Origin of the sequence: Candidatus Culexarchaeum yellowstonense, assembly GCF_024707025.1 — an archaeon.
Taxonomy (GTDB): Archaea; Thermoproteota; Methanomethylicia; order Culexarchaeales; family Culexarchaeaceae; genus Culexarchaeum.
In genome coordinates, this window is the sequence record NZ_JANGFQ010000038.1 from 1 (window position 1) to 12,942 (window position 12,942).

The 12,942-nt window shown below is 37.6% G+C and carries 12 protein-coding genes and 1 pseudogene; 6 read left to right on the forward strand and 7 right to left on the reverse strand.

Annotation, left to right across the window (positions count from 1 at the left end; genetic code table 11):
- From MRT15_RS06140 to lysA, 3 genes and pseudogenes are all read left to right on the forward strand, one after another.
- A pseudogene (locus MRT15_RS06140) lies at nucleotides 1-384 on the forward strand (hypothetical protein); the annotation flags it as partial.
- Nucleotides 385-571: 187 nt separating this feature from the next.
- A complete protein-coding gene (locus MRT15_RS06145) occupies nucleotides 572-1,402 on the forward strand; it encodes a M55 family metallopeptidase (protein ID WP_304328912.1) in 831 nt (276 codons plus the stop codon).
- Between the two features lie 7 nt (nucleotides 1,403-1,409).
- A complete protein-coding gene (gene lysA, locus MRT15_RS06150) occupies nucleotides 1,410-2,690 on the forward strand; it encodes a diaminopimelate decarboxylase (RefSeq protein WP_304328914.1) in 1,281 nt (426 codons plus the stop codon).
- Here the strand turns inward: lysA and MRT15_RS06155 are convergent.
- Genes MRT15_RS06155 through MRT15_RS06175 form a run of 5 tightly spaced genes read right to left on the reverse strand, consistent with a single transcriptional unit; the run spans nucleotide 2,687 to nucleotide 8,099 of the window.
- Nucleotides 2,687-3,352, reverse strand: coding sequence for a metallophosphoesterase (locus MRT15_RS06155; protein ID WP_304328916.1), 666 nt, complete (start codon nucleotides 3,350-3,352; stop codon nucleotides 2,687-2,689). The genes lysA and MRT15_RS06155 overlap by 4 nt on opposite strands.
- Nucleotides 3,353-3,358: 6 nt before the next feature.
- Complete coding sequence (locus tag MRT15_RS06160; protein WP_304328918.1) at nucleotides 3,359-5,335, reverse strand: molybdopterin biosynthesis protein; 1,977 nt, start codon at nucleotides 5,333-5,335, stop codon at nucleotides 3,359-3,361.
- Complete coding sequence (gene glp, locus MRT15_RS06165; protein WP_304328919.1) at nucleotides 5,325-6,581, reverse strand: gephyrin-like molybdotransferase Glp; 1,257 nt, start codon at nucleotides 6,579-6,581, stop codon at nucleotides 5,325-5,327. Before glp ends, MRT15_RS06160 begins: the two co-directional genes overlap by 11 nt.
- A gap of 31 nt (nucleotides 6,582-6,612) precedes the next feature.
- The gene (locus tag MRT15_RS06170; RefSeq protein ID WP_304328921.1) at nucleotides 6,613-7,323 is read right to left on the reverse strand and encodes a biotin--[acetyl-CoA-carboxylase] ligase; all 711 of its coding nucleotides are present in this window, start codon (nucleotides 7,321-7,323) and stop codon (nucleotides 6,613-6,615) included.
- The gene (locus MRT15_RS06175) at nucleotides 7,320-8,099 is read right to left on the reverse strand and encodes a 5-oxoprolinase subunit PxpA (RefSeq protein ID WP_304328922.1); all 780 of its coding nucleotides are present in this window, start codon (nucleotides 8,097-8,099) and stop codon (nucleotides 7,320-7,322) included. Before MRT15_RS06175 ends, MRT15_RS06170 begins: the two co-directional genes overlap by 4 nt.
- 78 nt (nucleotides 8,100-8,177) lie before the next feature.
- Between MRT15_RS06175 and MRT15_RS06180 the strand changes: the two genes are divergently transcribed.
- Nucleotides 8,178-9,569, forward strand: coding sequence for a M48 family metallopeptidase (locus MRT15_RS06180; RefSeq protein ID WP_304328923.1), 1,392 nt, complete (start codon nucleotides 8,178-8,180; stop codon nucleotides 9,567-9,569).
- A 4-nt stretch (nucleotides 9,570-9,573) separates the two neighbouring features.
- Here MRT15_RS06180 and MRT15_RS06185 read toward each other — a convergent pair whose 3' ends face one another.
- Together MRT15_RS06185 and MRT15_RS06190 are read right to left on the reverse strand one after the other, a co-directional pair.
- A complete protein-coding gene (locus MRT15_RS06185; RefSeq protein ID WP_304328924.1) occupies nucleotides 9,574-10,326 on the reverse strand; it encodes a phosphoribosyltransferase family protein in 753 nt (250 codons plus the stop codon).
- A 96-nt stretch (nucleotides 10,327-10,422) separates the two neighbouring features.
- Complete coding sequence (locus MRT15_RS06190; protein WP_304328926.1) at nucleotides 10,423-11,061, reverse strand: N-glycosylase/DNA lyase; 639 nt, start codon at nucleotides 11,059-11,061, stop codon at nucleotides 10,423-10,425.
- Nucleotides 11,062-11,158: 97 nt separating this feature from the next.
- Between MRT15_RS06190 and MRT15_RS06195 the strand changes: the two genes are divergently transcribed.
- Together MRT15_RS06195 and MRT15_RS06200 are read left to right on the forward strand one after the other, a co-directional pair.
- Nucleotides 11,159-11,890: an ABC transporter ATP-binding protein gene (locus MRT15_RS06195; RefSeq protein WP_304328928.1), complete on the forward strand. Its 732-nt coding sequence runs from the start codon at nucleotides 11,159-11,161 to the stop codon at nucleotides 11,888-11,890.
- 16 nt (nucleotides 11,891-11,906) lie between these two features.
- The coding region (locus MRT15_RS06200) for an ABC transporter permease (protein ID WP_304328929.1) at nucleotides 11,907-12,942 on the forward strand (1,036 nt) is incomplete at its 3' end.

The following is a 12,942-nucleotide window of genomic DNA, read 5'->3' on the forward strand; positions in this document are numbered from 1 at the left end:
ATAACTGAAGGGTTTGGCAGAATTCCAATGGCTTCAAGAACATTCAACCTATTTAAAGCTAATGAAGGTAAACTTGCATGCTTCGATGGTGCAACACAAATCAGAGCAGGCGTAATTAGACCTGAAATAGTCATCCCAAGAGATGACGTTGACCCCCTATCACTACCATTAGAATCCGAAATCTACGTTGGAGGCATGCAACCTGGAACTAAAGTTAGAGTTATTAGAGCCCCATACTTTGGAGAACTAGCTAAAGTAGTAAACCTACCAATCGAACTACAACTAGTTGAAACAGAATCTCCAGTGAGAGTTGTTGAAATAGAGCTACAAGACGGTAGAAGAGTCATAGTTCCAAGAGCCAACGTCGAACTATTTGAATGGTAAGCACTACATACAAACCCTTTTATTTAACTTTATTCTACTCCAAACTTTCTATTCACTTGGTTCATTTATAATAATGTGCTGGATTAGTTACTGACTTGAAAAACTTATGTAAGGAACCTTTTGTTTACCTTCAAACAATTACTCTTTTAAAGGTATCATTTACTATAAATTTATTTGTGAAGTGTTTATGGGATTTAAGGTATTTATTTCCGCAGATCTTGAAGGGGTATGTGGAGTTGTACATAGTGATCAGACAAATCCTGGTGGTAGGGATTATGAACGTGCATGTAGATTGATGACCATGGAGGTTAATGCTGCTGTGGAGGGTGCTATTCAAGGTGGAGCTGAGGAGATCGTGGTTAATGATTCCCATGGCTCCATGAGAAATATAATAATTGAAGAATTGCATCCAAAAGCTAAATTGATAACTGGTTCCCCAAAGATCTTATCGATGATGGCTGGCATAGATGAAACTTTTGATGCAGTATTCTTCATAGGTTATCATGCCAAGTTCGGTAGTATAAATGCTATTATAGATCATACGATATCTGGTTCTGTGGTTCGTGATGTTTCAATTAATGGTTTAAGTGTTGGTGAAGTTGGAATTAATGCTGGTATAGCTGGATATTATAAGGTTCCAGTGGTTCTAGTTACTGGAGATTCTGCAGTTACTGATGAAGCTAAAAAGCTTCTTGGAAATGTATTCACAGTTAAGGTTAAGGAGGCTTTGGGAAGGTATTCTGCACTCTGCCTTCACCCCTCTGAGGCGCGTGAGTTGATAAAGTCTACTGCTAAGCGTGCACTGGAGAATATTGATTCATTCTCCCCATTCACATTCAATCCACCCATAAAGCTCAATTTAACATTCATGAATTCAGCTATGGCTGAATTGGCAACCATGATTCCGGATGTGAGGAGGGTAGATGCATTAACCGTTGAATATATTTCAGATGATTATTTGAAGTGCTTTAAAGCTTTACGCTCAATGATATATTTAGCTTCAACTCTTGTGAGGTAACTGCTAAATGAATGTTAAAAGCGATATATTCTTAGACTATATTGGAAAGCTGAAAGGTAGAGGGGTTGATTTAAACTATCTGGCTGAGAAGTATGGTACGCCATTGTATTTCATTGATGGTGATGTTGTTAAGCATAATTATGAGATTTTGAGGAATGCTATAAGTGGAGTTTACGATAAATTTCTAATATGCTACGCATATAAAGCGAACACTTGTATAGCTTTACTGAAACTTTTAAATTCCCTTGGAGCTGGAGCTGAAGTTGTATCTGGGGGTGAGCTTTATGCTGCTAAGCTTGCTGGGGTCCCAATGGATAGGGTTGTGTTTGATGGTGTATCCAAATCTCCAGGTGAACTATCCTATGCGGTTTTTGAAGGTGTGTTGCTCATAAATATTGAGAATATGGATGAATTGTATTGGATAGATAAGTTTGCAGGAGACTTTAACATTAAGGTTTCTGTGGGTGTTAGGGTTAATTTTGATATACCCACAAAGACTCACAGTCATATTAGTACTGGTGCTAGGATTCATAAGTTTGGTTTAAGTGTTGAGAATGCATTTAAAGCTTACAATTTGGCTTTGAAATTAAGCCATGTTCATGTTGCTGGTATACATGTGCATATAGGTTCCCAGATAACTGACATTCAACCATACAGTATAGCTGTGGATAAAATATTATCATTTTGTGCTGAGCTTAAGAGAAGTCTTGGATTGGAATTGGAGATTATAGATTTAGGTGGAGGATTCGGAGTACCATACTCAATTGAAGACCCAACATTCCCATTGAATGATTATTGTAAGGTTATTGAGAGGTTGAAGAATGCTTCTAAGGAGATTTTCACATCACAACCACTACTGATAATTGAGCCTGGAAGATTCATAGTTGGAAATGCTGGCATACTCCTAACTAGGGTTAATTATGTTAAGGATAATTATGGTGTCAAATGGGTTTTGGTGGATGCTGGCATGAATGATCTAATTAGACCAGCACTGTATGGTGCTCACCATCCAATATACAATTTATCATCCAATGAGGATGTTGAAGTTTACAATGTTGGTGGACCTATATGTGAGAGTTCCGATGTATTCGGATTTGATGTTAAACTTAATAGGGTTAGGCAGGGGGATTTATTGGCTATCATGAATGTTGGTGCATATGGATTTTCCATGTCAAGCAATTATAATAGTAGACCTAGACCTGCAATTGTCATGTATTGTGATGGGGAGGTTAAATTGGTTAGGAGGAGGGAAAGCTATGCAGACCTATTCTCACATGAAGTCTTTTAGGGCATTTTCATCAAGTTTACTTTAACCTCTTCCCCAATGTCGATTATTGAATAGTAGCCATACATTAATGGTCCTGGATTCACCACTATTGTCCCATAAACATTATCCATACCTCTAGCTTCATGTATATGTCCACATACATTCAGTATTGGTTTATATTTCTCAATGATCATCCTCAAACTCCTACTACCCACATGCTCTCCAAAACCTAATTCATCAACTTTAGTGTTGTATGGTGGATTATGTGTTACTAGTATAGCTCTCTTTTCACTTTCAATTTTATCCATCAAATTCTTCAATATTTTAAGGATTTGTTCTTCGCTTAATTCGAATGGTGTGTTGAATGGGCCTTTTAAGGCTCCCCCCATACCTGCAATTACGTATCCCTCAAATTCCACAGTCCTTTCATGTATGCAAATAGCATTTTCAACATTCACCTCTTCACATATTTTTGGGTCATCCATGTTTCCAGGTACATAGAATACCTTTACTTCAACGCTGGTTAATGCTCTTAGGATTTCATATGCTTCTTCAATGGATTTATATCTTGAAAGGTCTCCAGCTAAGAGTATTGCTTTTACCCCCTCCCTCTTAACATTTTCAGCCATCTTTAATGCTTGGTTTAACCTTCCATGAACATCCGTTATGGCTATAATCCTCATTTCAAATCATCCCTCCCAGATTACTTCGCCAATATTCTCCTGAGCTTCCATACCCATTGATTTTAATAAACTCTTAAATTCTTCACTCTTCAATATGTTTATGAATTCCTTTATAACCCTTTTACCTAAACTCCTCTTACTTATTATGAAATCGTATTCTTCATCTTTTAATGGTATGAAGTCTAAGTCGTATTGTATTGCAACTGTTTTTATTCCCATACCTACATCTGCTCTTGAATATTTTATGGCTATTGCCACTGAGGAGTGTGTTTTAGCTTCAACATTATACCCTCTTATCCTCCTCTTAATATCTTCGAAGGGTTCCATCCTCTTCTCCGCAATTGTGTTTAATAGATAGTCTAGGAGTATCCTTGTCCCTGAACCCCTATTCCTATTTATCATTCTCACATCCCCTCTAAGTAAATCTTCCACTCCATTTACTCTTTTGGGGTTGCCTTTAGCCACCATCAATCCTTGTAATCTCCTATACCCCCTAACCAGTACTGCATTCTTCACCTTCATTTCTTCCAATATTGGGGTGTTGTACTTCATGGTTTTATCATCCAATATGTGTATTCCAGCCATGTCTGCTTCACCATTCATTACTGCTATTAAGCCGTCTGTGGATCCTGATGGTATTAGCTTAATCCTATACCCCTTTCCCTCAAGATTTTTAACTATTTCTTCTAGTGCTGGGCAGTGGCTTCCAATTATAGTTGCATCTGGAATTTTAATTTCCTTTGAGAATAGTTTTGCATTGTATTCCTCCCCCTCCTCCACATATTCCGTTGTATCCTTTGTAACTATGTATCCATCAGCCCTCTTCAATGTGGCTATGGCTCCACTATGCTCTATTAATGGATATCCAATGTATCTGCCTTCATCGTTTGTTATTATGCTTATTGGTATTAGGTTTGCTCTCCCCCTCTCACATTTAACTCTCCTTGCAATTTTCACTTTAACCTCCCATTCCTCCGGCTTCCCCCTCCCAGTTAGTTTAGCAATTATGGGTTTCACTATTAAATTGTATATCATTAATGCTGAGACAGGCCATCCTGGTAAACCTATGATGAGTTTTCCATTTACTATGGCTATAACGGTTGGTTTCCCAGGTTTTGTCTTTAACCCGTGAACCAGTATCCCTGGACTACCCATTCCATCCAAGACTCTATACACTAAATCTCCAATTCCAGCCGATGTCCCCCCAGAAATTAGTATTAAGTCTGATTCCCTCATAGCTTCCATAATCCTACTCTTTATTTCATTTTCATCATCTTCCACTACTCCAATGATTATTGGTATTCCGCCATCTTCTATTACTGAGCTGGATATGCTATACGTATTTACGTCGTAGATCTTGTATGGAGAAAGCATTGTCCCCGGTTTTGTTAATTCATTTCCAGTGGATATTATTGCCACCTTTGGCTTCCTATAAACTTTAACTTTAATTCTTCCGAGGGCTGCTAAAACCCCAATCTCCCTCACACCAATTATTTCTCCAGCTCTCATTATGGTTTCTCCAAGCATTAAATCTGAGCCTGCTTGAGCAATATTCTCTCCAACACCTACAGGTTTATATACGAATACATAGTCCCCAATTCTACGTGTATATTCAACCATTACCACAGCGTTTGCACCTATTGGTATTGGTGCTCCAGTGGATACTTCTACGGCTTCACCACTATTCAATTCAATTTTCGGTTCTTCTCCAGGTTCAATTTTACCTATAACCCTAAATTTCACTGGATTATCTTCATAAGCACCATAAGTTTCCTCAGCTTTCACGGCATATCCATCCATGGTTGCCCTATCGAATGGTGGTAGATCGATGTTTGCAATTACGTCTTCAGCCAATACTCTCCCATATGCTTCAGTTAAATTAACTTCTTCAAAGCCCAATGGTTTTAAGGTTATATTGTCCTCTACGATTTTAAGTGCTTCCTCTATGGATAGCAACTTGTGGAATATCTTCCTAATATTCATCAACCCCCCTTAACAAGGTTACTTCCACAATATCCCCCTCTTCATATCCCTCCACATTTTCTGGTATAACCACGATTCCATTGGCTTGTGTTATTGATGATAGTAAACCTGAACCTGTAAGTCTTAGTGGTATTGCTATATATTCATCCCCCCTCCTCAAAACCTTAACCCTCAAATATTCTCTAGACCCAAGTTGGGAGGCAATTCTCCTATCAATTTTAGCTTTAATTCTTGGTTGTGGTGGGAACTTTATACCACATATCCTTTCCAAAACTCTTCTAACGAAGTTTTGATATCCCGTTAATGCCGCTACTGGGAATCCTGATAACATAACTATTGGTTTCCCTTTAACTATTGCCATGGCAGTGGGTTTTCCAGGTCTCATGGATACTCCATGGAATATTATTTCCCCACCAACCCTTTTCACTGCATTTACTGTCTTATCACTTCTACCTATGGATGTCCCCCCAGTGGTTATTATCACGTCGCATTTAGTTAGTGCATTCATGATCTTTTCACATATCTTGTTTTCATCATCTTCCACCACGCCGAGATCTAATGGTATCCCATAATCTTCCAGTATTAGTGCTTTAAGCATAGTCTTGGTGCTATTCCATATTTTACCCTCCCCAATACTTTCACCAGGTTCTATAACCTCAGATCCTGTTGAAAGTACACCCACTACTGGCTTCCTTAAAACTTTAACTTTCAAAATGTTTACTGATGCTAATACTGCAATATCCCATGGCCTTATTATCGTCCCCCTCTTCAATATAATGTCTCCAATCTTTATGTCTTCCCCCATTAATGATACGTTCTTCCATGGATGCACCTGTGAATATACTTCGATGTATTCATTGATTCTCCTAGTTTCCTCATATGGGATGACTGCATCTGCACCCTTCGGCATGGGGGCTCCTGTGGATATTTCTATGGCGCATCCAGGTTTCAGCTCGATTCCCGCAGCTCCACCAACATCTATGCATCCAATAACTTTTAGGATTATGGGGTTCTTTATTGAAGCTGATGTTGTGTCTTCAGCTTTCACAGCATATCCATCCATTGCAGCTCTATTGAAGGGTGGTACATTTACTGGTGATATTACATCTTCATAGCATATCCTATTCATAGCCTCTGAAATTTCAACTTCTTCATAACCCTCCACTTTATGGGTTACTCTTTCATCTATCAACTTTAATGCTTCATCAACCTTCGTTAATGTTTTAAAGCCGGTGGGTATATTCATAATTTAATCCTTCCCCTCTAATATCACGATTTTAATTTAATATTTCTATTCCATCAATCTGCCAATAATATATTTTAGCTTCCAATGAATCATGCCTTATTGTTATTGAACCATCCTCATTTATTTTTGATACATAAGCCTTCATCCTCCCACCATTAACCTTCAATTCAACATTCCTCCCCACCAATATATCTCTTTTAAGCCATTCCTCCATTATTTCATTAATTGGCTTCTTCAGATCTTCATAAACTTCTTCTACAATCACTTTAAGTAGTTCCATTAAATTATGTTCTTTCCCCGTCTCTATCTTTATTGATGTGGCTTTACCTTTAATCTCTTCAGGGATCTCATTTATGTTTACATTTAACCCTATCCCCACTAATACTGCCTTTACCTCCTCTCCAGACAATATTGTTTCGCATAGTATTCCACCAACCTTCTTCCCCCCAATGTATAGGTCGTTGGGCCATTTGAGTTTGATGTTTATTTTAGCATTTTTCTCTATGGCTTTTGCTGTTGAAACTGCTATTATCATTGGGAGTGTGGAGAGGTTTGTTTTCACATTTCTTATGACCATTGTAAACCATAATCCATCTTCAGGTGATATCCATACACTCCCCTTCCTACCGTATCCTGCAGTTTGCCTTTTAGCTACTACTATGAAATCCCCAAATTCTTCTTCAAGCAATTTTCTAGCTATATTTTGTGTTGAATCAACTTCATCTAGCACTATTATCTTCATTTCTGTACTATGTTTATCATTTGGGTTACTTCAATGTTGTTCTCTAGAAGCTTCTCCTTTAAGTTTGATGCTATTTTGACAGCTCCTGGTGTGTCTCCATGTATGCATATTGTCGTTATCTCCCCTATTTCAAATTCCTTTCCAGTTATTGTTTTAACCTTTCCATATTTGATCATATTTATGGCTCTCTCAATTATTTCATTGATATCCGTTATAACAGACCCTTTCATGCTTCTTGGGGCTAGTGATCCATCATCCATATATGCTCTATCAGCGAATGCTTCAATGGCATACTTCAATTTATGTTTCCTTGCCACTTCAATCATTTTGGATTTTGCAAGTCCAACCAATATTAGTTCTGGATTATATCTCTCTATGGCTTCAGCTATTGCTTCTGCTATTGATTCGTCCACTGCAGCTTTATTGTATAGTGCTCCATGAGCTTTTACATGGATTATCTTTGCATTCTCTGCTTTTGCAAATGCTTCCAATGCACCCATTTGGTATAGCATGTAGTTTACCACATCCTCCACTTCCACTTCAATCCATCTTCTTCCAAATCCCATTAGGTCTGGTAATCCTGGATGGGCGCCTATCTCCACATTATACTTTAATGCCATCTTAACAGTTTTCCTCATAATGTTTGGATCTCCAGCATGGAATCCACATGCTATGTTTGCTGATGTTATGTATGGCATTATTTCTTCATCGGATCCTAACTTGTATCTCCCAAAACTCTCCCCCAAATCACAATTTAAATCCACTTTAAACTTCATTTTAACCTCCAGAACCCATTTATGTTTATGGATTAAATATTTATTTCCATTGCTGAATACTTTGTTTTTGGACATGCTTTGATTAAGAGGTTTGAAATTGGATTTGAGATTCCATTGGGTAAGATTTCAGAGTACTTATCTTTCATTGAGGGTAGGGTGAGGGAGTGGTATAAGTACACTTTAAATTCCATTAGAATTGATGGTAATAAGCTCTTATTCAGCATTAAGTATGGTGAATCTATTGTTGAAGCAACTCTAACTGGAGATTTCAATCCAGAACTCACATTATCCTACGATCCTTCACTACCATACGAATATATTTTAAACATTGCTTTAAATGTAAATTACTTCACCAATGAGTTTTACTCCATGGTTAGGGAGGGAAATTTAATTTTAGTTTTCGTTCCAGGTTTACCTGTTGTGCCAATTAAGTTGATGAGCCCATTTAAGAGGATTTTGTATGGAATTTTCACTGGTAGTTTGGCTATGATGTTTGCAATATCCCTCTTAGTTGGAGTCTTCTTCTTCCTATTAATGGGATATTATGCCCCACTGGGTATAGTTTCATTCCAACTGATCTTGTTCCTATTATCCCCAAAGATACTTTCAAGTTTGGGTGATTGGCCTATCGATGAAGCTCATGGGGAAATTTACATTGTAAGTTGCCATTATCCTCTAAATGTTTTCCGTGAAATAACTTCTAAGAGGTGGAATGAAGTTATAAAGGTTAAGGAGCAAATATATCGTGAAACTTTTGGGAGGGGGGTTACTCCTACACCTGAAATTGTTTCAAATGTTTTGAAAAGCTTCAACCTTGATTGCCCTGTGGAAAATATTAGGGTTAAGCATGTATCACTATATAAGTTGGTTGTGGATGTTTGTGGTAAACTCAATATTAAACCCCCAAAAATTGTGTTATCAAATACCATAATTGCTAATGCTGGTGTTTCAGGTCCCAGTGTTAGTAATGCATTGTTCATAATAACTTCTGGGTTGCTTTACAGGTTGAATGATGATGAGATTGAAGCTGTTTTAGGGCATGAGTTGAGTCATTGTATACGTAGAGATCCATTGGCATTATTTGTATTGAGCAATTTGGAGTATGTATCTAGAGTCTACATACTACTTTCCATAGTCATCTTCCCATTGGATTTAATATACTTCCTATTCGCCTTAACCATGCTATTCTTTATAGCTAAATTCTTTGAGGCTAGAGCTGATTTAGATTCATATATGCTACTTGGTTCAGGTGATCATCTTGTGAATGCATTGATTAAGATAGCTTTCCCCTCCGCTTTTACTGAGCGTTATAAGGCTTATAGGCTTAGGAGCTGGTTGAGGTGGAATCCGCATCCCCCAGTCTACTTTAGGATTTTGAGGCTTGGTTCTCTTGGGGAGAACTTAAAGTTTAAGCATCCATTAATACAGTCTATTAAGGATTGTGTTAGTGGTTTTATATCCAGCTTCTAACAAATTACCCTCTTCTCTTTGCCAATTCTTCCTCTTCTATCTTTAAACCCACTTCCACTGGACAATCGATTTTCACATGCTCTTTCCATTTATCCCCCACAACCACCAATGCGAAAACCCCCTCTACTCTACCTTTATTCTTTTCAACGAGCTTCACTATTGCATTTAATGTTCTTCCAGTCCTTATTAGATCATCCACTATTAAAACTTCGTCTCCATGCTTTATGCACCCCTTCGGTATGTATAGTGTTTTCATTTCCGAAGACCCCCCTGGATGATATGATGCTTCCACAAACTCCTTTATTCCAACTTCCTTTGCATCCTTTGCAACTATAAGCTCCTTTTCCATGTTTACAGCTATCTCGGTGGCTAGTGGTATCCCATTTATGGCTGCGGTAATCACCTTTTTAATCTTCTTTGAAGAGAATTTCATTACAGCATATTGTGAAGCCAGCTTTATTATGTATGGATTATACACTATTTTTGTTAGGTTTAGTAGACCATCTGGCGTATACTCTATTTTGCTCCTTATAATTGAACTTAAACTCTCCACACTTTCAAGTTTTCTCCATAGTTCGAGGGCTGTTTCCCCTCCAGGTAGCACTGACCCCTTAACGTACCTACATAAAACTGATTCCGGTATTCCTGTTAAATTTGATAGTTGCTTGTATGAATACTTATCCTTCAATAATCTAAGCCTTTCAATTACCATTAATCTTAGCTTTAAATCATCATATCTACCTAAATATTTCGCCATAACTTATTCCTCTCAGAATTGTTTAGGTTGGTTGATTCAATCCTACTATATTCAGTGGTTAAACTTAAAATGTTTACGTAACACTTATTTATAGCGTTACTTCAACACTTCTCCAGTATCCATGTACCATAGGTATAAATCTAATATTCCTGGTTCCACATTTAATTTCATGGAAAGCTCCTTGATCAGTTTCTCAAGCTCTAAATATCTTTTGACCGTTAGTTTCCTTTGTTCTATTTTTGCTATTCCATATTTTGAAAGAATTTTAAGTATGTGTCTATCTATTATTGCGTAATCGAAGTATCCCATGTTTCTTAGGAAGTGGCTTGATTCCTTCATTCCTAATCCTTTAACATTCCTTCTAAGCCAATTTCTCCTCCCATTGGGATCTATCGTTCTTTCAACAACTTCTTTAATCTCTTTTATCCTCAATCTGGCTTCAATTATGTATTCAGCTCTCTTCCTCGGATATCTGTATCCATTAATTTTCAAAATTTCTTCAATATCCTTTATGGAGCCATCGAATAGCTTTCCACTCTCAGTTAATGCTTTAATGCATTTTAACCCTGATTTTGCACTGGTATTTGCCACGAGTATGCAGTATGTTAGTTCAGTAAGCCATACTCTTTCATCTCCAAATCTGTTTTCCATGAATTCCCTCTTCCTTGATTCCACAACCCCCTTTACCTCATTATTCATTATTATGGCGTTTAGGTCGCGTATCAAGTCCTCCATAATCATCATCCCAATAATTTATTGGCAGATTAATTTAACCCTTTTAGTTGCGTAATGCTTATTTCTGCACCCTCTTACATTAGTTTGGTGTGTAATTTTGAGCTTGGCTGTTGAGGTTAAGCGTTTAAATAAGTTTTATGGTAGCTTTCATGCATTGAAGGATGTAAGCTTTAATGTTAATTCTGGTGAGATTTATGGTTTGATAGGTCCTAATGGTGCTGGGAAGACTACAACTCTCAGGATTATTGCAACACTACTCCTCCCATCATCTGGTGTTGTTAAGGTTTTTGGGATGGATGTTGTTAGTGATGCTGATAAGGTTAGGAGGATTATAAGTTATCTTCCTGAGGAGGCTGGTGCATATAAGTATTTGACTGGATATGAGTATTTGGAGTTTATGGCTTCACTTTATGTTAAGGATAAGGCTGAAGTTAAGGCGCTTATTGAAGAAGCTGAGTTGATATGTGGTTTGAATGGTAGGTTGAAGGATAAAATTGGAAGTTATAGTAAGGGTATGCTTAGAAGACTCCTTGTTGCTAGGAGTTTGATGGTTCACCCAAAACTTGCCATTCTAGATGAGCCTACAGCTGGATTGGATGTCATTCATTCACAGTATGTTAGGAGGATGATTAAGGATTATGCTAAGAGGAATAATGTAACCATGATAATATCAAGTCACAATATGCTTGAAGTTGAATACTTATGTGATAGGGTTGCATTGATACATGAAGGTAGAATAATTTTGGAAGGAACACCATCAGAGCTTAAAAACAAGTTTTCTGCAAATAATCTCGAGGAGGTTTTCTCGAAGGTGGTTGGGTTTGCATAGCATTTTGATGGTGATTTTGAAGAAGGAAGTTAAGGAGATGCTTAGAGATCCAAAGATACTTATTGGTATGATAATTGCACCAGTATTATTGATGGGTGTTATGAGTGGAGTTATGAATTTCGTTATGTCTTCAGCTAAAGAGGCTGTTTTGAATCCAAATGTGATCATAGTGGATTATGATAATAGCCTACTATCCAATATCGTTACTAGTTCATTAACCTCCTCATCTGGTGGGAGGGTGATGGTGATTGGTAATTTAAGTGTTTCAAAGGCCATTGATTTGGCTTTGAGTAAAGATTTCTCCACAGTAATGGTTATTCCAAGAGGATTTGGATACAATGTTTCTATTGGTAGACGTGCCATTGTGGAGTTATATACGGTGATGAAGAGTTTAAGTATTTCTGAGAGTGGCGCTTCCAGTATGCCTTCAAGCATCATCGAATTTTTGAATAGTGAAATTGTTCGGGAACGTATAAGGGAGGTGGCTCCAAATATTGACCCAGAAGTCTTTCTTAAACCAATTAGTAGGGTTGAGTATTCTGTTGTGAAGGGTAAAGTTATTAACGTTTCGCCCCAAATTGTTTTCAGTGTTGTTATGTCTCAATCAATATTTGTCCCCATAACCATAATGATAATCTTCATTACTGCCATGCAGTTTGCATCCACTTCCATAGCTTTGGAGAAGGAGTATAAGACGCTTGAAACCCTATTGACACTTCCAGTCAGTAGATTTACAATTTTGTTAGCTAAGCTTATGAGTTCAGTGATGCTTGCAGTTTTAGGTTCAATATCCTTCATGTTTGCATACACATACTATTATACCTCTGTAACCTCCTTTGGTTTTCCAACGATTAACTTGTCACTCAGCGATATTGGTTTGACTATGACTCCCATTGGACTTCTACTTACAGGTTTAACGTTGTTTCTAAGTATGGTTTCATCTCTTGTGTTGGCATTATTGATAGCGGTATTCGCTGAGGATGTTAGGAGTGCTCAGACGCTTGTTGGTTACCTATACTTCCTAATGATAGTTCCAATGATGGTATCCATGT

Excerpts from the sequence above, each read along its gene's own strand:
- MRT15_RS06145 (WP_304328912.1), top strand. The coding sequence starts at position 572 with ATGGGATTTAAGGTATTTATTTCCGCAGATCTTGAAGGGGTATGTGGA.
- lysA (WP_304328914.1), top strand. The coding sequence starts at position 1,410 with ATGAATGTTAAAAGCGATATATTCTTAGACTATATTGGAAAGCTGAAA.
- MRT15_RS06155 (WP_304328916.1), bottom strand. The coding sequence starts at position 3,352 with ATGAGGATTATAGCCATAACGGATGTTCATGGAAGGTTAAACCAAGCA.
- MRT15_RS06160 (WP_304328918.1), bottom strand. The coding sequence starts at position 5,335 with ATGAATATTAGGAAGATATTCCACAAGTTGCTATCCATAGAGGAAGCA.
- glp (WP_304328919.1), bottom strand. The coding sequence starts at position 6,581 with ATGAATATACCCACCGGCTTTAAAACATTAACGAAGGTTGATGAAGCA.
- MRT15_RS06170 (WP_304328921.1), bottom strand. The coding sequence starts at position 7,323 with ATGAAGATAATAGTGCTAGATGAAGTTGATTCAACACAAAATATAGCT.
- MRT15_RS06175 (WP_304328922.1), bottom strand. The coding sequence starts at position 8,099 with ATGAAGTTTAAAGTGGATTTAAATTGTGATTTGGGGGAGAGTTTTGGG.
- MRT15_RS06185 (WP_304328924.1), bottom strand. The coding sequence starts at position 10,326 with ATGGCGAAATATTTAGGTAGATATGATGATTTAAAGCTAAGATTAATG.
- MRT15_RS06190 (WP_304328926.1), bottom strand. The coding sequence starts at position 11,061 with ATGGAGGACTTGATACGCGACCTAAACGCCATAATAATGAATAATGAG.